The 17,933-nt window shown below is 68.7% G+C and carries 24 protein-coding genes; 12 read left to right on the forward strand and 12 right to left on the reverse strand.

The features are described 5' to 3' along the window. Window positions 1–55: 55 nt before the first annotated feature. Window positions 56–496 (forward strand): universal stress protein, encoded by a 441-nt coding sequence (locus ACHMXA_RS13555; RefSeq protein ID WP_007833935.1) that lies wholly within the window; start codon window positions 56–58, stop codon window positions 494–496. Between the two features lie 74 nt (window positions 497–570). Here the strand turns inward: ACHMXA_RS13555 and ACHMXA_RS13560 are convergent, their stop codons facing one another. Next, a complete protein-coding gene (locus ACHMXA_RS13560; RefSeq protein ID WP_176664862.1) occupies window positions 571–1,221 on the reverse strand; it encodes an RluA family pseudouridine synthase in 651 nt (216 codons plus the stop codon). A gap of 199 nt (window positions 1,222–1,420) precedes the next feature. Here ACHMXA_RS13560 and ACHMXA_RS13565 point away from each other — a divergent pair, with 199 nt between their 5' ends. Next, window positions 1,421–2,623, forward strand: a complete 1,203-nt coding sequence (locus ACHMXA_RS13565; RefSeq protein ID WP_371132167.1) for an MFS transporter — start codon at window positions 1,421–1,423, stop codon at window positions 2,621–2,623. Here ACHMXA_RS13565 and ACHMXA_RS13570 read toward each other — a convergent pair. Genes ACHMXA_RS13570 through ACHMXA_RS13580 form a run of 3 tightly spaced genes read right to left on the reverse strand, consistent with a single transcriptional unit; the run spans window position 2,620 to window position 3,334 of the window. Further along, window positions 2,620–2,907, reverse strand: a complete 288-nt coding sequence (locus tag ACHMXA_RS13570; RefSeq protein ID WP_176664864.1) for a 2Fe-2S iron-sulfur cluster-binding protein — start codon at window positions 2,905–2,907, stop codon at window positions 2,620–2,622. The two genes, ACHMXA_RS13565 and ACHMXA_RS13570, sit on opposite strands and share 4 nt — an antisense overlap. Further along, the gene (locus ACHMXA_RS13575; RefSeq protein ID WP_176664865.1) at window positions 2,904–3,182 is read right to left on the reverse strand and encodes a VF530 family DNA-binding protein; all 279 of its coding nucleotides are present in this window, start codon (window positions 3,180–3,182) and stop codon (window positions 2,904–2,906) included. Before ACHMXA_RS13575 ends, ACHMXA_RS13570 begins: the two co-directional genes overlap by 4 nt. After that, window positions 3,182–3,334 (reverse strand): hypothetical protein, encoded by a 153-nt coding sequence (locus ACHMXA_RS13580; protein WP_176664866.1) that lies wholly within the window; start codon window positions 3,332–3,334, stop codon window positions 3,182–3,184. The genes ACHMXA_RS13575 and ACHMXA_RS13580 overlap by 1 nt, the downstream gene beginning before the upstream one ends. 86 nt (window positions 3,335–3,420) lie before the next feature. Between ACHMXA_RS13580 and ACHMXA_RS13585 the strand changes: the two genes are divergently transcribed. The 3 genes from ACHMXA_RS13585 (at window position 3,421) to ACHMXA_RS13595 (ending at window position 5,638) form a co-directional block, all read left to right on the forward strand. Continuing rightward, window positions 3,421–3,939 carry a GNAT family N-acetyltransferase gene (locus ACHMXA_RS13585; protein WP_176664867.1) on the forward strand — a complete coding sequence of 173 codons (519 nt, stop codon included), beginning with the start codon at window positions 3,421–3,423 and terminating at the stop codon, window positions 3,937–3,939. Between the two features lies 1 nt (window position 3,940). Then, window positions 3,941–4,627: a PepSY-associated TM helix domain-containing protein gene (locus tag ACHMXA_RS13590; RefSeq protein ID WP_176664868.1), complete on the forward strand. Its 687-nt coding sequence runs from the start codon at window positions 3,941–3,943 to the stop codon at window positions 4,625–4,627. Between the two features lie 102 nt (window positions 4,628–4,729). Beyond that, complete coding sequence (locus tag ACHMXA_RS13595; protein ID WP_176664869.1) at window positions 4,730–5,638, forward strand: DUF808 domain-containing protein; 909 nt, start codon at window positions 4,730–4,732, stop codon at window positions 5,636–5,638. A gap of 30 nt (window positions 5,639–5,668) precedes the next feature. On the opposite strand, the gene ACHMXA_RS13600 is transcribed toward ACHMXA_RS13595, so the two are convergent. The 3 genes from ACHMXA_RS13600 to ACHMXA_RS13610 all read right to left on the reverse strand — a co-directional run bounded on the left by ACHMXA_RS13600 (window position 5,669) and on the right by ACHMXA_RS13610 (window position 7,915). Beyond that, window positions 5,669–6,415 carry a hypothetical protein gene (locus ACHMXA_RS13600; protein ID WP_176664870.1) on the reverse strand — a complete coding sequence of 249 codons (747 nt, stop codon included), beginning with the start codon at window positions 6,413–6,415 and terminating at the stop codon, window positions 5,669–5,671. A 64-nt stretch (window positions 6,416–6,479) separates the two neighbouring features. Further along, window positions 6,480–6,692, reverse strand: coding sequence for a hypothetical protein (locus ACHMXA_RS13605; RefSeq protein ID WP_176664871.1), 213 nt, complete (start codon window positions 6,690–6,692; stop codon window positions 6,480–6,482). A gap of 32 nt (window positions 6,693–6,724) precedes the next feature. Next, window positions 6,725–7,915: a YncE family protein gene (locus tag ACHMXA_RS13610; protein WP_176664872.1), complete on the reverse strand. Its 1,191-nt coding sequence runs from the start codon at window positions 7,913–7,915 to the stop codon at window positions 6,725–6,727. 101 nt (window positions 7,916–8,016) lie between these two features. Here ACHMXA_RS13610 and ACHMXA_RS13615 point away from each other — a divergent pair, with 101 nt between their 5' ends. The 3 genes from ACHMXA_RS13615 to ACHMXA_RS13625 all read left to right on the forward strand — a co-directional run bounded on the left by ACHMXA_RS13615 (window position 8,017) and on the right by ACHMXA_RS13625 (window position 9,614). Further along, complete coding sequence (locus ACHMXA_RS13615) at window positions 8,017–8,289, forward strand: DUF2164 domain-containing protein (RefSeq protein ID WP_126024178.1); 273 nt, start codon at window positions 8,017–8,019, stop codon at window positions 8,287–8,289. A gap of 147 nt (window positions 8,290–8,436) precedes the next feature. Next, window positions 8,437–8,787, forward strand: coding sequence for a hypothetical protein (locus tag ACHMXA_RS13620; RefSeq protein WP_371132168.1), 351 nt, complete (start codon window positions 8,437–8,439; stop codon window positions 8,785–8,787). 26 nt (window positions 8,788–8,813) lie between these two features. Then, on the forward strand, window positions 8,814–9,614 hold the full coding sequence (locus tag ACHMXA_RS13625; RefSeq protein WP_176664874.1) for an enoyl-CoA hydratase/isomerase family protein: 801 nt from the start codon (window positions 8,814–8,816) through the stop codon (window positions 9,612–9,614). Between the two features lie 107 nt (window positions 9,615–9,721). Here the strand turns inward: ACHMXA_RS13625 and ACHMXA_RS13630 are convergent, their stop codons facing one another. Beyond that, the gene (locus ACHMXA_RS13630; RefSeq protein ID WP_176664875.1) at window positions 9,722–10,825 is read right to left on the reverse strand and encodes a M14 family metallopeptidase; all 1,104 of its coding nucleotides are present in this window, start codon (window positions 10,823–10,825) and stop codon (window positions 9,722–9,724) included. Between the two features lie 49 nt (window positions 10,826–10,874). Then, window positions 10,875–12,209 (reverse strand): MFS transporter, encoded by a 1,335-nt coding sequence (locus ACHMXA_RS13635; protein WP_176664876.1) that lies wholly within the window; start codon window positions 12,207–12,209, stop codon window positions 10,875–10,877. A gap of 146 nt (window positions 12,210–12,355) precedes the next feature. On the opposite strand from ACHMXA_RS13635, the gene ACHMXA_RS13640 reads away from it, so the two are divergent. Next, entirely contained in the window at window positions 12,356–13,258 is a 903-nt protein-coding gene (locus ACHMXA_RS13640) for a LysR family transcriptional regulator (RefSeq protein WP_176664877.1), read from the forward strand. Here ACHMXA_RS13640 and ACHMXA_RS13645 read toward each other — a convergent pair. Continuing rightward, the gene (locus ACHMXA_RS13645) at window positions 13,255–13,911 is read right to left on the reverse strand and encodes a glutathione S-transferase (RefSeq protein ID WP_176664878.1); all 657 of its coding nucleotides are present in this window, start codon (window positions 13,909–13,911) and stop codon (window positions 13,255–13,257) included. The genes ACHMXA_RS13640 and ACHMXA_RS13645 overlap by 4 nt on opposite strands. A 69-nt stretch (window positions 13,912–13,980) precedes the next feature. Between ACHMXA_RS13645 and ACHMXA_RS13650 the strand changes: the two genes are divergently transcribed. After that, the gene (locus ACHMXA_RS13650) at window positions 13,981–14,850 is read left to right on the forward strand and encodes an AraC family transcriptional regulator (protein WP_176664879.1); all 870 of its coding nucleotides are present in this window, start codon (window positions 13,981–13,983) and stop codon (window positions 14,848–14,850) included. A 53-nt stretch (window positions 14,851–14,903) separates the two neighbouring features. Next, window positions 14,904–15,806: an SDR family NAD(P)-dependent oxidoreductase gene (locus ACHMXA_RS13655; protein WP_176664880.1), complete on the forward strand. Its 903-nt coding sequence runs from the start codon at window positions 14,904–14,906 to the stop codon at window positions 15,804–15,806. A gap of 36 nt (window positions 15,807–15,842) precedes the next feature. Here ACHMXA_RS13655 and ACHMXA_RS13660 read toward each other — a convergent pair whose 3' ends face one another. Then, window positions 15,843–15,953, reverse strand: coding sequence for a tRNA(His) guanylyltransferase Thg1 family protein (locus tag ACHMXA_RS13660; RefSeq protein ID WP_218088177.1), 111 nt, complete (start codon window positions 15,951–15,953; stop codon window positions 15,843–15,845). 115 nt (window positions 15,954–16,068) lie between these two features. Here ACHMXA_RS13660 and zigA point away from each other — a divergent pair, with 115 nt between their 5' ends. Then, the gene (gene zigA / locus ACHMXA_RS13665; RefSeq protein WP_176664881.1) at window positions 16,069–17,262 is read left to right on the forward strand and encodes a zinc metallochaperone GTPase ZigA; all 1,194 of its coding nucleotides are present in this window, start codon (window positions 16,069–16,071) and stop codon (window positions 17,260–17,262) included. A 6-nt stretch (window positions 17,263–17,268) separates the two neighbouring features. On the opposite strand, the gene ACHMXA_RS13670 is transcribed toward zigA, so the two are convergent. Then, the gene (locus tag ACHMXA_RS13670) at window positions 17,269–17,742 is read right to left on the reverse strand and encodes a Fur family transcriptional regulator (protein WP_020723089.1); all 474 of its coding nucleotides are present in this window, start codon (window positions 17,740–17,742) and stop codon (window positions 17,269–17,271) included. Window positions 17,743–17,933: the final 191 nt, after the last annotated feature.

Genomic DNA, 17,933 nt, shown 5'->3' on the forward strand with positions numbered 1-17,933 from the left:
GGGCCCCGGTCCGGTATGGGCCGAGTCTGTCTGCGAACGAAAGCGAGGTCCCGCCATGTTCAATCACATCCTGGTTCCGATCGACGGCTCCGAAACTTCCATGCTCGCCGTCAGCAAGGCCAGCGGCCTCGCGCTGGCCTTCGGTAGCCGCATCACGCTGATCCACGTGATCGACAACTACCCCTTCATCGGCGTGGGCGCGGACTACGCGCTCGGCCAGAACGAATACCTCGCGGCGGCCACTGCCAGTGCCAATGCCGCACTGGCGCGCGGCGTGGCGGCGCTCGCGGCCGAGGGCCTTCACAGCGACCAGCGCGTGATCGACGGCCACGTGGTGCACGAAGGCATCGTCGACACGGCCATCGCCATCGCGGCGGACCTGATCGTGATGGGCTCCCACGGCCGCAGCGGCATCGAGAAACTGCTGCTGGGCAGCGTGACGCAGCGCGTGCTGCAGGACGCGAACATGCCGGTGCTGGTCGTCAAGGGCGGCTGAGCGGCAGCGGCAACGACGGCAACAACGCAAACCGCGGCGTCTGTAGCGCAATCTAGGAACGAACGGGCGGAGCCTCAGGCGAACCCGGAGGGCCGCTCGAAGCGAAGCACTTCGCCCGTCGCCGGATGCACGAACCCCAGCTCGCTCGCATGCAGCATCAGCCGCGGCGCTCGTGCCTGCAGCGCGGCATCGCCGTACAGCGCATCGCCCAGGATCGGATGGCCGATCGACAGCAGGTGCACCCGCAGTTGATGTGAGCGGCCCGTCAGAGGCTCCAGCAGCACGTGCGTGGCGGCGGGCTCTCCCGGCAGCACTGAAAGCGCCTTCCATCGCGTGACGCTGGGCTTGCCGGCAGGGTCGATCTTCTGCAGGGGGCGGCGCGGCCAGTCGGCCATCAGGGGCGCGTCGATCGCCGACCAATCCTCCCGCAGCGGCATTTCGCCGTCGACGACGGCTTCGTAGCGCTTGTGCACCCTGCGTTCGGCGAATTCGGCGCTCAGCGCGCGCTGCATCTCGATGCCCCGCGCCATCACCACCAGTCCGCTGGTGGCCATGTCGAGGCGGTGCACGATGAGCGCGTCGGGCCACTGCCGCGTGGCGCGCGCGCTCAGGCAGTCCTGCTTGTCCTCGCCACGGCCGGGCACGCAGAGCAGGCCGGCGGGCTTGTCGAGCACCAGCAGGTGGGCGTCTTCGTGAACGGGTTGCAGCGGCGGCGGGGCGGTCATGGGAGCCGCCGAGTGTAGACAGGCCCCGGCCGCCGCTTGCTGGCCCTCACGCCCCGCTCATCCGGCCTCGGCTATCCTCGGGCGAATGTCCGGCCCCGCCCCAGTCTCTGCTTCCTCCTCCCCCGACGCCCAAGCCCCATTGCCGGCTGCGGCGATTTCTCCCCCCAGCTTCTCCGACCTGACGCGCGAACGCCCGTTCATGCAGATGTGGACTGCGCGCCTGTTCGGCACCGCCGCCTCGCAGATGCTGCTGGTGGCCATCGGCTGGCACATGTACGAACTCACCGGAAGCGCCTGGGACCTGGGGCTGGTCGGCCTCTACCAGTTCGTGCCCGCGCTGGTGCTGGCGCTGCTGGCCGGCCACGTCGTCGACCGCCACCATCGCGGGCGCATCGTGGCGGCCTGCTTCGCCGTGCAGGGGCTGGTGGCGTTGGTGCTGCTGCTGGCGGTGCTCGAGAAGCACGACACGCGCGGCCTGCTGCTGGGCCTGTCGCTGGTGCTGGGCGCGGTGCGGGCATTCCAGATGCCGGCGCAGCAGGCGCTGACGCCGCTGCTGGTGCCGCCTTCGATGCTGTCGCGCGCGATGGCCTTCAGCTCGGCGGGCATGCAGGGCGCGATCATCGGCGGGCCGGCCCTGGGCGGCCTGCTGTTCGTGGCGGGCATGGCGGTGGTGTATGGCGCCAGCGTGGTCTTCTTCGCCATCGCCTGCGCGCTGGTGCTGCGGCTGCGCTACGCCTACACGCCGGCCGCGCGCGAGCCCGTCACGCTGGCCACGGTGTTCGCGGGCGTCGATTTCATCTGGAAGCGCAAGCCCGTGCTCGGCGCCGTCTCGCTCGACCTGTTCGCCGTGCTGCTGGGCGGCGCGGTGGCGCTGCTGCCGATCTATGCCAAGGACATCCTGCACACCGGCCCCTGGGGGCTCGGCCTGCTGCGCAGCGCGCCGGCCGTGGGCGCGCTGGTGATGTCGATCGCGCTCACGCGCAGGCCGGTGGAGCGCAACGTGGGGCGCACGCTGTTGCTGGCCGTCGGGCTCTTCGGGCTGTGCATGGTGGTGTTCGGCATCTCGAAGAGCTTCATCGTCTCGCTGATTGCGCTTGCGGTCTCCGGCGGCGCCGACATGGTCAACGTGGTGATCCGCCAGACGCTGGTGCAGCTGGAAACGCCCGATGCCATGCGCGGACGGGTGAGCGCGGTCAACTCGATCTTCATCGGCGCGAGCAACCAGCTCGGCGAGTTCGAATCGGGGGCCACGGCGGCGCTGCTCGGGCCGGTCGGCTCGGTGGTGGTGGGCGGCGTGGGCACGATGCTGGTCGCGCTGAGCTGGTTCAGGATATTCCCCTCGCTGGCGCACCGCGACCGGCTGGTGGTGGCGGCGCCTTCGGTCAGGCCGCCGAGCGCCTAGTCTGCAAACAGGGCGCGTGCGCCCGGCACTTCGAGCGTGATGTCGCCGAGCGCCTGCGCCACGCAGGGCAGGATCCAGCCCTCGGCCTTTTCCTCGGCGCTCAGGCCGGGCCATTCGATGATGTGGCGGGTTTCGCCCGCGAGCCGCAGGCAGATGCAGGTGCGGCAGGTGCCATTGCGGCACGAGCTCGGCAGTTCGATGCCGGCGGCCTCGGCGGCCTTCAAAAGGGTGGTTTCGGCGTCGGTCTCGAAGTCGAGGCCCGAAGGCTCGATCCGGACCTTCATGGCTGTTGCTGCTGTTGTTGCTGCTCGCGGCGTTGCTCGCGCAGCATGAAGAGGTAAAGGCTCTCGACTTTCTCGCGCGCCCATGGCGTCTTGCGCAGAAACTTGAGGCTGGAGCTCACGCTCGGGTCGAGCGTGAAGCAGCGGATGGGAACGAGCTCGCTCAGGTGCTCCCATCCGTAGTAATCGGCCAGCGCCGTCACGATGGCCTCCAGGGTGACCCCGTGCAGCGGGTTGCGCGGCTGGGGCCTGGGGGCGGGCGCTGGCGCTTCGCTCATCACTTGTTCTTGAGCTTGCCGCGGGGAATGACCTCGGTCGTGACCGTACGGACCGGCTCGAAGCCGCCACCGGTGTTCACGGGCTTGGGCGGCGAGCTGTCCTTCTTCGGTTTCTTCGCTTCCTTGTTGCTGCGTTGCTGACCCTTGGCCATGTCGATTTCTCCGGTTGTTGCGGCAATGCGGCGTGCAGTTTAGCGGTGCGGCGACAATATGCGGTTCCATTCGATTTCCCGCATTCATGTCAGATTACGAAGTTCGCCCCGCGACCCTGCGCGACGCCAAGGCCGTCGCAGAAATCCACGCTCTCGCCGTCAAGGCCGCCTACGAGGGCATCCTGCCCGAGGAAGAGCTGCGCGCCCTGGCCCCGGCCAGCCGCGAAGCCAAGTGGCGCGAGGCCATCGAATACAGCGAGCCGCAGGTGTGGGTGGCCGTGTCGGGCAGCGAGATCATCGGCTTCGTCGGTTTCGACCGCTCGCGCGACCCCAAGACGCCGCCCACCACCGGCGAGATCTGGGCCATCTACGTCAAGCCCGAGCACTGGGGCAAGGGCGCGGGCGTGGCCCTCTGGGACGCCGCGCGCGAAGGCCTGGAGGAAGAGGGCTGCACCACGGTCACCATCTGGGTGCCCATCCGCAACGAACGCGCCATGCGTTTCCACGAACTCGCGGGCTTCAAGCGCGAGATGAAGACCGCCAAGACCACCGCCTTCGGCACCGTGCGCGTCGAAGAGATCCGGCTGAAGCGCGCCGTGGCCTGACATGGACGCCGCCGGCAGCAACACCCTGGGCCACGCCGCGCGCGTGCGTTCGCACCAGCGCCGCACGGCCGCCGTGCAGTGGATTCGCCGCACCCACGGCTGGTTCGGCCTCTGGGGCGCGGTGCTGGGGCTGCTGTTCGGCTTCAGCGGCATCTGGCTCAACCACCGCAACGTGATGAAGCTGCCGCAGGCCCAGGAACGTACGCGCGCCCAGCTTTCGCTGCCCGATCCGGCGCCGGAAACGCCCGAGGCCATGAGCCGCTGGCTGCAGGAGGCGCTGCGCATGAGCGGCCCGCCCAATTCCAGCCGCATCGAGCCCGCCAAGCCCGTCGCATGGGCCGACAAGAGCGACAAGAACGCGCCCGCGCTCACGCAGCCGGCGCACTGGATCTTCAGCTTCGGCGGTCCCAGCGAGATCGTCCAGGCCGAGTACTGGCAGGGCAACCGCTCGGTGGGCGTCACCACCACGCACAACGGCATCGTGGCCACGCTCACCAACATGCACAAGGGCGGTGCCATGCCGCTGCCGTGGATCCTGCTGGTCGACACGCTGGCAGGCAGCCTGATCTTCCTGTCGATCTCGGGCGTGGCGCTGTGGATGCTCACGCATCGCCGCCGCCGCGTGGGCCTGGCGCTCTTCGGCGCCTCGCTGGCGGCCATGCTGGCCATTGCGCTGAGCGCGCTCTGAGCGCGCTCTGAGGGCCAGGGCGGCGCCGGCGTACGGGTATTGCCGGGGCGCAACCCGGCTGCGGATAAGCTCGCCGCTTTCTTTTCAGCCCGAATCCTGCCCATGGCCTCCAGCCTGCTTCTGCTGCTCGACGACATCGCCACCGTTCTCGACGACGTATCGGTCCTCACCAAGGTAGCCGCCAAGAAGACGGCCGGCGTCCTGGGCGACGACCTCGCGCTCAACGCGCAGCAGGTCACCGGCGTCAAGGCCGAGCGCGAGATCCCGGTGGTGTGGGCCGTGTGCAAGGGCTCCTTCGTCAACAAGGCCATCCTCGTGCCGGCCGCGCTGGCCATCGGCACCTGGCTGCCCTGGCTGGTGACGCCGCTGCTGATGATCGGCGGTGCATTCCTCTGCTTCGAAGGCGCCGAGAAGCTGGCACACAAGTTCCTGCACAAGGAAGAACACGACACCGACACGCAACGCCACGAGAAGGCCATGGCCGATGCCTCGGTCGACGTGGTTGCGATGGAGAAGGACAAGATCAAGGGCGCGGTGCGCACCGACTTCATCCTCTCGGCCGAGATCATCGCCATCACGCTGGGCACCGTGCAGGGCCAGCCCTTCACCACGCAGCTGACCGTGCTGGTGGGCATCGCGCTCATCATGACCATCGGCGTCTACGGCCTCGTGGCCGGCATCGTGAAGCTCGACGACGCCGGCCTCTACCTGAGCCAGCGCGCGAGCGCGGGAGCGCAAGCCCTGGGCCGCGGCATCCTGGCCGCGGCGCCGTGGCTCATGAAGGCGCTGTCGGTGGCCGGTACGGCCGCGATGTTCCTCGTGGGCGGCGGCATCCTCGTGCACGGCGTGCCGGCGCTGGGCCACGCGGTCGAAGACTGGGCCAAGGCCACGGGCGGCGTGTTCGGCACGCTGGGCTCGATGGGCGTGAATGCGGGCGTGGGCCTCGTGGCCGGTGCGATCGTGCTGGTGGTCGTGGAACTGATCGGCAAGATGCGCGGCAAGAAGGCTTGATACGGCCCGGCTGCCCGGCTGACCGACTCTTCACAGGCCCCGTTCGACGACCGTCACCCGGGCGCCAAGCGCCTCGAAGCGCTGGACCAGGTAGTCCTTCGCCGCGACGCTTGGGTTGTCGGCCAACAACTCCAACGGCAGCTGATGCTTGAGCTTCAACAGGGCTGCGCCCGCCAGGTGCCTGTAGTTCGAAAGCTCCTTGAGCGCGGTCAGCACCTGCAAGGGCTGAGTGCCCAGATCCGTCAGATGCACCGTGTAGAAGAGGACCGTTGACGCAACGCCGTCCGGTAGAGCCGGCACATCGACCTCGATGCGCTCCATCAGCATTCGAAGATTCGGGAACAACGGCTGCGGCGACCAGCGTCCGCTTCCATGCCAGTCCCAGAGGACGGGTACTTCGGGCTTGCTGATGTCGCCGATCAACGGATCGCCGTCCGCGGTGTGCAGAACCACCCAATGCGGCTGCCATTGGCCCTTGGCCACGGCGTCGCGCCACACCAGATGTTCCGGCGTGCTGGCTGCCTGGTCCAGGATGAAACGGTAGCCCTCCATTTGCGCCATCAGGCCAGGCTCATCGAAAGCGCCCGAGCCCGTGAGCTCGCCGCGCCAGCCGTCGCGCCAACCCGTCTCGTCCAACACCAGGGACTGCGCCTCCACACTGCGGCACCAGGCGAACCACTCCTGGATCGGCGGGGGCAGAGGCGGCAGCGTGAACTGTGCAGTCAGCGAGGCCTGAATGGCCGGTCGGCCAGGCCAGTTGTCGCGGGTGAGTGCCATGAATGCCTCAGGATTTTTCTGCAGTGGACCGACCAGGCGGCGGGTGCCGCCGCCTCAACGGGCCCTACTGACGCTTCCTGCCCAGCTTCAACAGCTCGACCACAATCAGCACCACCCCCAGCACCACCGCGAACCAGCCCACCAGATAGGCCCCCGCCACCATCTCGAACCAGCGCGTGCCCTGCAGGAAGCGCGGCCCCAGCAGGACGGCAGCGCCGATCACTAGGCAGAGGATGCCGCGTTCGAGCGTGCGGAGAGGTCGTTTGGGCTGGGCCATGGGTCTTCGTTCTTTCGGGGGAGGCTGGTCTGTCAGTGCGTCATTTTCCCGCGCATCGCGGCCGGATGGCCCTGAAGCTGGAACGACTGGCCCGTGGGCACCAGCGTGTCTCCATCGAGCCGCAGGATGGTGATGTCCTGGTCGATGAAGTTGCCCACGTACAGATACCGGCCATCGGCGCTCCACACCGCGCCCTCGGGCAGCCCGCGCACCACCACCTCGTTGGCGCGCGTGACCTTCTTGCCGTCGATCTTCAGCAGCACCACCGAGCCGTTGCGGTTGTAGAAGTAGGCGTTCTTCGCCGCGTTGCTGCCGCGCAGGATCACGGCCACCGCATGCCGGCCGGTCGGGCTCACGGCCAGGCCCTCGGGGCCGTCGCCGACCACCACCTTGTCGATCACGCGCGGCGGCGCGGCTTCCAGGTCGATCACGCTGACCGTGTCGACCTGTCCGTCGGAGGCGCCCGAGTTGCCGTTGTCGGCGGTCAGCGCGAGCTTGCCGTCGGGCGTCACGTCGACGTTGTAGGGCCACAGGCCGGCGGCGAGATCGACCTTGTTGTAGCTGACCTTCTCGCCGTTCACGTCGAGCAGCGCGATCTTGTGGCTCGGAAACTTGGCCGCCAGCGCGCGCTTGCCGTCGGGCGTGAAGCGCACGTGCGCCACCGAGTCGCCCATGGCCACCGTGTCGACCAGCGTCACCTTCTTGCCCGAGATGCGCAGCACGCTCACCGAGTTGTCGGCGCGGTTGGCCACCAGCGCGAGGTCGCCTGCGCGGTTGATCGACAGGCCCGAGGGCTGCCTGCCCACCTGAAGGGTGTCGAGCAGCTTGGGCGGCGTGGTGGTCAGGTCGATCACGAAGAGCCGGTTGTCCGGCACCTGCTTGCGCGCGCCGTTCTCCTCGACCACGTTGAGCGAGTTGGCAACCAGCGCCAGCGTCTCGCCGGGCGTGATCGCGAGGTTGGTCGGCGGGCCGGCGATGGTGTTGTCCAGCTGCAGCGTGCCGAGCACCTTGGGAGCGAGCGGATCGGTGCCGATGTCCAGCACCTGCACCGTGTCGCGCCCCATTGGCCCGAGGATCACCGCGCCGGCGTCGTTCCACGACTGCTTTTCGTCGTTGGCCACCAGCATCAGCTGGCGCTGCGGCACGGTGGGGGTGAGGTTCGTGCAGCCGACGAGGGCGGCCAGGGCCGCGAGCGCCGCGAGGGTGGCAGGGCGGAACTTCATGGTGTGCGTCTCCGGTGTTGTTGTGAGCGCGCATGGTAGCGAAGGGCGGGGCCGGTGCCCTGCACAATCGACGGCCCGAACCTCCCGAGGACAGAAGACCCATGACCATCGAGATCCCGAAAGAAGCCCGCCAGCAGGCCATCACCTCCATCGAGCGCTATTTCCGCGAGAACATGGAGGAGCCCATCGGCAACGTCGCGGCCGGCGCGCTGCTGGGCTTCTTCCTCGAGGAGATCGGGCCGCTGGTCTACAACCGGGCGGTGGCCGAGGTGCAGGAGCGGCTGCAGGCGCGCGTTTCGGAGATCGACCTCGAGGTACACGAGGACGAGTTCCAGTACTGGCGTAAGTTCGACAAGCAGAAGAAGGGCCGCTAGCAAAGCCGGGCGGCGTGGTGCCTGCGCATCGCGGCGGGTTCGGAAATGCTTCAAAACGTTGCAGAATTCGGGGCCATGCACCTTCACCGCACTTTCCAACGCCGCGCGACTTCCCCCGTTCTGCGCGCTCTCGCGGCCTTGCCCCTCGTGCTCGCCGCATCCTTCGCCACCGCACAGCAGGATCCGTCGGGCTTTCCGCTCGACTCGGTCGGCTACCTGAACGAGGAGCTGCCCCGCATGGAGGCAGCCATCGCCGCCAAGGACCGCAGCTTCTTCCACGGCGCGATGGTCCGCACGCTGGAGTTCTCGGAGCGCTGGGGCTTCAAGAGCAAGGCCAATCCCGAGCTCGCTGCATACCCGATGTGCACGGCGGCGGTGATGGACTACGCTGTGGTCGGCATGTGCAGGCTCACGCCGTCCGACGAGTGCGAGCCGGGCCTGGCCTCGCGCTTCGACGCGAACGTGCAGCGCTGCCGCGAAGTGGCCGCGAAAAAATAAGCGAACAACCGGAAGAGACACTCGCCATGGACTACGCCGCCCGCTACAGGACCCTCGCCATCGAGCGCCGTGGGGCGAACGGCGCGGTGCTCGACATCCGGATGCTGGCGGCCAACGGCAAGCTGCCCACGGCGGGCCATGACGGGCATCGCGAACTCGCCGAGATCTGGCGCGACGTGTCGGCCGACGACAGCGTGCGCTGCGCGGTGCTGCGGGGCGAGGGGCTGGGCTTCTCGGGCGGCGGCGACCTGGCCATGGTGCAGGACATGACCACCGACGACGCGGTGCGCCAGCGCGTGTGGCGCGAGGCGCGCGACCTCGTCTACAACATCGTCAACTGCGACAAGCCCATCGTGAGCGCCATGCACGGCCCTGCGGTGGGCGCGGGCCTGGTGGCGGGGCTGCTGGCCGACATCTCCATTGCCGCGAAGAACGCGAAGATCGTCGACGGCCACACCCGCCTGGGCGTGGCGGCGGGCGACCACGCGGCCATCGTCTGGCCGCTTTTGTGCGGCATGGCCAAGGCCAAGTACCACCTGCTGCTGTGCGAGCCGGTGAGCGGCGAGGAGGCCGAGCGCATCGGCCTCGTGTCGCTCGCGGTGGAAGAGGCCGACCTGCTGGCGCGCGCCTACGAGGTGGCCGACCGCCTCGCAGCCGGCAGCCAGAGCGCCATCCGCTTCACCAAGTACGCGTTGAACAACTGGCTGCGCCAGGCCGGGCCGACCTTCGATGCATCGCTGGCACTCGAATTCATGGGCTTCGCGGGCGCCGACGTGCGCGAGGGCGTCGCATCACTGCGCGAGAAGCGCGCGCCGGACTTCAGCTGAGGTTTTGATTTTTCGCGAGACACCGCGGAACCGGCTTTGCCGGGCCGCAGGTGTCGCCCCCTGAAAGGGGGTGGCGAATCGACGCGAAGTGCGCGAAGACTGAGGGGTCAGCCCGCTTTCAGGCCCTGCAGCGTCTGCAGCAGCACCACGCGGGTCTGCCCCAGGATCATTCCCTTCCACTCGTCGTTGTCGCAGTAGAAGGCGTCGCGCAGCCGCGTGCGGATCTCGCGCTTCTGTGCTTCGGGGGCCTCGGGGTGGCGGCGCAGCCAGGTGTCGGCGCGCAGGCGGGTCAGCACTTCGCCGTCGGGCAGGGTGCCGAACTCGAGACCCATGGGCGCGATCTTCGCGTTCGGGCATTCGTCGTACGCGGTGGAGATCACCGGGCCCGACACGTCGGCCGAGGCCGAGTCGCCTGCGAAGGGCGCGAACACGTCGGCGCCCCACCAGGCGTGCGCGCGCGCCAGGTCTTCGGGCGTGTTGCGGCCGGGGTAGATCTTCTCTCCGTGGCCGTAGGGGCCCAGGCCAGTGTGCACGTCGATCCAGCCCAGGTGCGTGGCCGAGGCGGCGTACTTGCGCAGGATATTGCGGATGGTCCCGTTGCTCCACGAAGGCGCGGTGCCGCCGTAGAACAGGCCGTCGGGCGAGGTGTACTGGCCGCGCGTCACGGCGGCGCGGAAGGCGCGCATGCCGTGCTTCGCCACGTATGCGGCCACGGCCGCCTCGTCTGCGGACGTCGGCGGCCAGGTGGCGGGCAGCACCAGGGGTTCGACCTCGGCGTACTCGGCGTTCACCGGAAGCGGCGCATTGAAGTCGATGTGGTTGCGGTTCAGGTCGATGTTGTCTTCGTTCGTGCGGTGCAGGTGCGAGAAGCCGTGCGGATTGATCGCGTGCACCAGCAGCAGCGAGACGCCGGCCTGCTCCAGCCGCGAGAGCAGGTCCGCATCGTTGAGCGTGGCGATCTGCGTGCCCGAGCCGCAGAAGCCTTCGGGGCCGTGCGTGCCGGAGCTCACCAGCAGCACCTTCTTCGCGTCGATGGCGCCGACCAGCGCGACGTCGGTGGCCAGCTCTTCGCCGAGCGCGCCCCTGTGCGCTTCCATCACGAAGGACTCGACGGCGGCGCCGCGCTGCGCCGCGGCTTCCAGGAACTTGGCGCGGGCCTCGACGTACGTGCCCGAGAAGAACCGCGTGGCGGCAGTGGGTTGTGCTTGCATGAGGTGGGTACTCCTGTGCTTGGCGTGCTTGGAATGTTGAGGAAGGCCGTCAGGCGTTCGCGTGGGCGCCGGCGGCGTCGATGTCGCGGCCCGTATGGTCGCGCAGCCAGAGCAGGCCCAGCAGCGAGACCACGGTCATCGCCACCAGGTACCACGCTGGCGCGAGCTTGCTGCCCGTGGCGTTAAGCAGCCAGGTGCTGATGAAGGGCGCGAAGCCGCCGAAGAGCGCCACGCCCACGCTGTACACCAGCGACATGCCGCTGGCGCGCACCGCCTTCGGGAACATCTCCGGCAGCATCGTGATGCCCGGCACCGTCTGCACGACCAGCCCAAAGCTGAACACGCCGAGCACCACGAAAAGCACCGTGGGCGTGGGCGAGGCGTTGAGCCACAGGAAGCCGGGGTAGATCAGCAGCGCCAGCGCGACGCGGCTCCAGACGATCAGCGTCTTGCGGCCCACCACGTCCGACAGCTTGCCGACGAAGGGTGCGAAGGCGAAGGAGATCAGCCCGGTGAGCGCGGCGCCGAAGAGCGCCACCGATGGCGTGAAGCCCAGCTCGCGCACGGCGTAGGTCGGCATGTAGAAGGTCACGACATACGCGGCCGTGGTGCCGCCGACCAGCGACAGGATGGCCGCCAGCACCGTCCTGCCGTGCTGCGTGCAGACGATCTTCAGGCTGCTCTCGCGCGGCGCGGCGGCCTCCTGGGGCGAGATGTGCAGCGATTCCTCCAGGTGGCGGCGGATGTACATGCCCACGGGCGCGATCAGCATGCCGATGACGAAGGGAATGCGCCAGCCCCAGTTCTGCATCGATTCGGCCGGCAGCGTGAAGGTCAAGAGGCCCACCACGATGGCGCCGAGCATCACGCCCAGGCCCTGGCTGGCGAACTGCCAGCTTGCCATGTAGCCGCGGTTGGCCGGCGTGGCGTGCTCCACCAGCAGCGTGGTCGATGCGCCCACTTCGCCGCCGGCCGAGAAGCCCTGGATGAGCCGCGCCAGCACGATGACGATGGGCGCCGCCACGCCGATCGACGCGTAGGTGGGCGTGAAGGCAATGAGCGCACAGCCCAGCGCCATCAGGAAGATGGTGAGCGTCATGGCTTTCTTGCGGCCCGCGCGGTCTGCGTACGCGCCGATCACGATGCCGCCCAGCGGCCGCATGATGAAGCCCACGCCGAAGCTGGCCACCGTCAGCAGCAGCTGGCCGTAGGAACTGAAGGTCGGGAAGAACAGCTTGCCGATCACGAGCGCCAGGAAACCGTAGACGGTGAAGTCGAAGAACTCCAGCCCGTTGCCGATGGTGGTGGCCACGATGGTCTGGCGGCGGCGCGCGGGGGAGGAGGGGGACGAGGAGGGCGCGGGCCGGTTGCTTGGGGTGCTCATGTGTCTCCAGTTGTGGATTGGCTTTTTGGAATGGGTCTTCGCGGGTGTCGGTCGAAGGTCTACGGGCCTGGTCGCGCCGGATGCTAGAGACTCACTGCTGTCATGAAAAGACAATAATTGGGCGTCGAAGATAACTTTTGGTTTTCATGAAACCCAACCAGCTGCATGCCTTCGTGGCCGTGGTCGAGCAGTTGAGCATCCGCGCCGCCGCGCGCGTGCTGGGCATCTCGCAGCCGGCGGTCACCAAGATCGTGCGCGAACTGGAGCGCGAAGTCGGCGCGCCGCTGGTGGAGCGCAGCGTCAAGGGCGTGCAGCTCACCGAATTCGGCAAGGCCTTCGCGCCGCGCGCCCGGCTGCTGCTGGCCGACATGCAGCGTGCCCGCGACGAGATCGCGCAGATCCGCGACGGGCTCACCGGCAAGGTCTCCCTGGCCGTCAGCACCTCCTTCGCGCTCACCGTGCTGCCGGCCGCGTTCAAGGACTTTCACGCCCGGCTGCCTGCCGTCGACGTGCAGTTCAGCGAAACAGTGCTGCCCTGGATGCTGGCCCGCCTGCGCGAGGGCTCGCTCGACTTCGCGGTGGCGCACGTGGTGCCCGGTCGGCTCGACCCGCAGTTCGAGGCGATGGAGCTCTTTCCGGTGAAGCTGGTGGTGGGCCTGCGCGAGCGTCACCCGCTGCGCGCGAGCCGTTCGATACGCGATCTCTACAAGGCTGAATGGATTCTTCCAGGCGACGACCACTTCAGCGGCCGCGAGGCCGTGTCGCCGTTGCTGCCGCTGGGTCTGCCGCCGCCGGCGCGGGTGATCCAGGGGCAATCCGTCACGGTGGCGCTGGCGCTGGTCGGGCAGATGGACCTCGTCGGCCTGTTCGTCGAGCCGCTGGCCACGCTGACCTTCAAGCGCCACGGCATCCGCCGCGTGGAGATCGAGGAAGAACTGCCTGTGCTGAACGTCTGCGTCATCAAGCGGCGCGGACAGCTGCTGACGCCGGCCGCGCAGCATTTCGTGGAATGCATCCAGCGGGCCTCGGTGGCGGCGATGGCTGCCTAGCGCGAAGGAGGGAAGAGCACGCCGGCCTCGCCCGGCTTCCAGGGCTCGTACTTGTGCATGGCGCGCTCGAAGAGCTCGGAGGTTGTCCAGGCTGATAGCCAGGCCTGCAGGCGCGGCCAGGGCTGGGCGTTGAACCATGCCGTGTCGACCATCGCGAACTGGCGCACGAAGGGCATGAGTGCGGCATCGGCCAGCGTCGAGTGGGCGCCGGCCAACTGCTGCGAGGCCGACAATCGGGCTTCGAGATCGAGCAGGAAGGCCGCGCCGCGCTCGCGTGCCGGTTCGCCGCCATCCAGATGCCGCTCGGGGTACTTGTAGCGGTCGAGCAGGGGCTTGAAGCCGTCGTCGCAGGCGGCGACCAGCGCGAGCATGTCCTGCAGCGTGCCCACCTCGGGTTGGAGCCAGCCCTGCGGATCGCTGCGCCGCAGGGCCCACAGCATCACGTCGAGGCTCTGCTCCAGCACCGATCCGTCTTCCACGATCAGCACCGGCACCGTGCCCTTGGGCGAGGCCGCAAGCATCTCGGCCGGCTTGTTCCGAAGCACCACCTCGCGCAGCTCGCAGCGCTGCCCCGCGGCGACCAGCGCGAGGCGGGCCCGCATCGCATAGGGGCAGCGGCGGAACGAATAGAGAACGGACAGGGCGGAAGGCATTCGATTCGGAGGGGCGGAGTCAGAGATTTTCGGGCATGCCATGGTCGGTTTTCCCGACAATCGGACCCCATGGCCGACCGCCTCTTCCTCCGGCTCGACGACGACCCGCTGCACGGGCCGGAGTCGGGCGCGCCCGCCGGCACGCTGCGCGCGTTTCCGGTCGCGGCCGCGCTGCGCGGGCATGTCTCGCACCTCATGCTGTGCCGCGAGAACCTTGCCGACGGCCACGAGGTACGCGAGCGCGTGCTGCCTGACGGCGCCGTGCGGCTGATCTTCAACTTCGGCGATGCGCCCTTCGTCGGGGACGAGCAGGGGCAGGCGGTGGAGGCCGTCGGCGCCTCGACCACGCCGGTCATGTTGCGCATGCGGCGGAAGGTGGAGGGCCTTTCCGTCACCCTCCGCCCCGGCGCCGCCGCCGCACTGCTGGGACTGCCGGCCGGAGAGATCGGCGGCACGGCTGTGCATCTCGACGAGCTCTGGCGGGGCGAAGGCGCGGAACTGCTCGAATGCATGACCGAAGCGCGCGACGATGCGGCGCGGGTGGCGCTGCTGCAGGCCGTGCTGCTGCGCAGGCTCCGCGACGGCGATGCCGGGGGCAACGCTGCCGCCATCCGAGCGGCGCAGCTCATTGCAGACTCGGGCGGGCGGCGCCCGTTGCGCGAGGTGGCGGCCGCAGTCGGCATCGGAGAGCGGCGTCTGCAGCAACTCTTCCATGCCCACGTGGGGCTCTCGCCGCGCGCCTGGAGCCGTCTTGCGCGCATGCACGGCTGCCTGCGCGCGCTGCGGCAGCAGCCCTCGCCGGCCTGGGCCGAGGTGGCGCTGGAGGGCGGCTTCTACGACCAGTCGCACCTGGTCAACGAGTTCCGCGCGCTGTGCGGCGTCACGCCGACCGAGTTCCTCGACCAGGCGGTTTCGGGTTCTTCCAAGACGGCGGGTTGAGCGCTGGCTATCTTCATCCGCTCTCAGGCAAAAGGATCAAAGGAGCCATCAGGATGAACGACGAAGAAAAGACGCCAGGCCGGCCGTTGAAGGACTGCGTGGCGGTCGTGACCGGCGCGAGCCGCGGCGGGGGACGTGGCATAGCGATCGAACTGGGCGCTGCCGGCGCCACCGTGTACGTCACCGGGCGCAGCACGCGCGGGCAGCCCGCCGACACCTACGGCCAGTTGCTGGCCCTTTCCGACATGGCGACCGTGCCCGGCAGCATCGACGACACCGCGGACGAGGTCTCGCGCATGGGCGGGCGCGGCATTGCGGTGCGCTGCGACCATACCAACGAAGAGGAGGTCGCCGCGCTCTTCGCCCGGGTGGAGCGCGAGGCGGGCCGTATCGATCTTCTGGTGAACAACGCCTGGGGCGGACACGAGACCTTCAACGGCGTGTTCGAGGCGCCGTTCTGGGAGCACCCGTTGTCGAACTGGGACTCGATGTTCGACCGCGGCGTGCGCAACCACCTTCTGGCCAGCCGCTGCGCCGCACCGCTGATGGTGAAGCGGAAGAAGGGCCTGATCGTCACCATCACTTTCTGGGACCGAGGCCACTACGTGCGCGGCAGCCTCTTCTACGACCTGGCCAAGGCATCGATGACGCGGCTGGCTTTCGGCATGGCGCAGGACCTGAAGCCGCACGGCGTGGCCTCGGTGGCGGTGTCGCCCGGCTGGATGCGCACGGAGTTCGTGCTGGCCGGCCACAAGACCGACGAGGCCCACTGGCAGGAGCGGCCCGAGCTTGCGCGCACCGAGTCGCCGCACTACCTGGGCCGGGCCATTGCGGCGCTGGCTGGCGACCCGAACGTGATGGACAGGAGCGGCGAGGTGCTGCGCGTGGGCGACCTTGCGCGCGAATACGGGTTCACCGACATTGACGGCAGGCAGGTGGCGGCTTTCGAGATGTAGCGCCCCCGGCTCCGGCCGGCCTGGCGAATCCCCAGCTCAGTGAGAACGCAGGGCGATTCCCCATCGCCCGTCGATGCGCACCACGATCCACAGGTTGACGTGCGTGCTGAGCACCGCGCCCGCCGCATCGCGCCACGTGCAGGTCACGACGAAGTGCGCCTTGTCGTTGGCGGTCAGGCGAGGGTCGGATGCGGCGTTAACTGCAACACGGTTGCATTGGCTTCATATAATGCAATCCTGTTGCATATATGGAGCCTGCCCCATGGCCGACCGCCTTCCCGTCACCGTGCTCTCCGGCTTCCTCGGCGCCGGCAAGACCACGCTGCTGAACCACATCCTCCACAACCGCGAAGGCCGGCGCGTGGCCGTCATCGTCAACGACATGAGCGAGGTCAACATCGACGCGGCCCAGGTGCGCGACGGCGGGGCCGCGCTGTCGCGCACCGACGAGAAGCTGGTGGAGATGAGCAACGGCTGCATCTGCTGCACCCTGCGCGAAGACCTGCTGCTGGAGGTCAGGCGCCTGGCCAAGGAAAAGCGCTTCGACCAGCTCGTGATCGAGTCGACCGGCATCTCCGAGCCGCTGCCCGTGGCCGAGACTTTCACTTTCGCGGGGGAGGACGGCAAGAGCCTCTCGGACGTGGCGCGTCTCGACACCATGGTGACGGTGGTCGATGCCTTCAACTTCCTGCGCGACTACGGCTCGCCCGACAGCCTGGGCCAGCGCGGCCAGTCGCTGGGCGACGAGGACACGCGCACGGTGGTCGACCTGCTGATCGAGCAGATCGAGTTCTGCGACGTGCTGGTGGTGAACAAGACCGACCTCGTCACGCCCGAGGAGCGCGAGCGGCTGATGGCGATCTTGCGCAGCCTGAACCCGCGCGCGCGCATCGAGGTGTCGGAGTTCGGCCGCGTCGCGCTCGACCGCGTGCTCGACACCGGCCTCTTCGACTTCGAGCAGGCCGAACAGGCGCCCGGCTGGCTGGCCGAGCTGCGCGGTGAGCACGTGCCCGAGAGCGAGGAGTACGGCATCCGCAGCTTCGTCTACCGCTCGCGGCTGCCGTTCCATCCGATGCGCTTCTGGAAGCTGGTGCAGAGCGAATGGGAGGGCGTGGTGCGCTCCAAGGGCTTCTTCTGGCTCGCCAGCCGCGCGACGCGCGCCGGCTCGTGGTCGCAGGCGGGCGGCGCCTGCCGCTACGGCGCGGCGGGCTTCTGGTGGGCGGCGGTGCCACGCGAGCACTGGCCGACCGACCCGGAGGCGCTGGAGCTCATCCGCAGGAACTGGGACCCGGCCACCGGCGACGCCCGCCAGGAGCTGGTGCTGATCGGCATCGGCATGGACGAGGACGCGCTGCGCGCCAAGCTCGACGCCTGCCTGCTCACCGAAGACGAGATGCGCTTCGGCGCCTCGTGGTGGCAGAACTTCCCGGATCCGTTTCCGTCCTGGAACGTCTAAGGCGCGCTATCTGGCGCAATCGCCGCAGGTGCCGTGGAGGGTGAGGGCGGTGTGGCGCGTGTCGATGCCCTGCTTGCGCAGCGCCCGCCCCAGCCGGCCCATCACCTTCGGCAGCTCCGGGTCGGAGGGCAGGGCCAGCACCTTGTGGCACTGGTCGCATTCGAAGGTGTTGCCCGACTCGGCCTCCACGTGGCGCGAGAAGCGGTTGACGCGGTCGGCGCCCACGCGGCGGTCGCACAGGCCGGCTTCGACGAGGCGGTCGAGCACGCGGTAGACCGTCACCCGGTCGGGCGCCTCGCCGGCGGCGGCGGTGTAGGCGGCGGCCACTTCCTCGTGCGTCAGGGGCTGCGAGCTGTGCTCCAGGAGTTCGAGCACGGTCTGGGCAGCGCGCGTCACGCGCAGGCCGCTTTCGCGCAGCAGCGTTTCACTGTCGAACGGGGCTGCGCGCTGGGGCTTTGGGTGCGAGGTCGGGGTCTTCATGCGGTCTTCTTGCGAAACGCCATTGTGTTGCATCCCGGGGCGGCGAGGGTAGGGGCGGCGGAAATGACCTCCCTGGCGATGTCCTGCCCGGCCCGGGCGCATATGCCGGAATGCGCCTAAGCATCTGACGAATGGGTCGTTCGCCTGGACAGCGAGGCGCGACAGAATCGCGCCCTTTGTCTTTTGCGATC

This window comes from Variovorax sp. UC74_104, from assembly GCF_044055375.1.
Lineage (GTDB): Bacteria > Pseudomonadota > Gammaproteobacteria > Burkholderiales > Burkholderiaceae_C > Variovorax.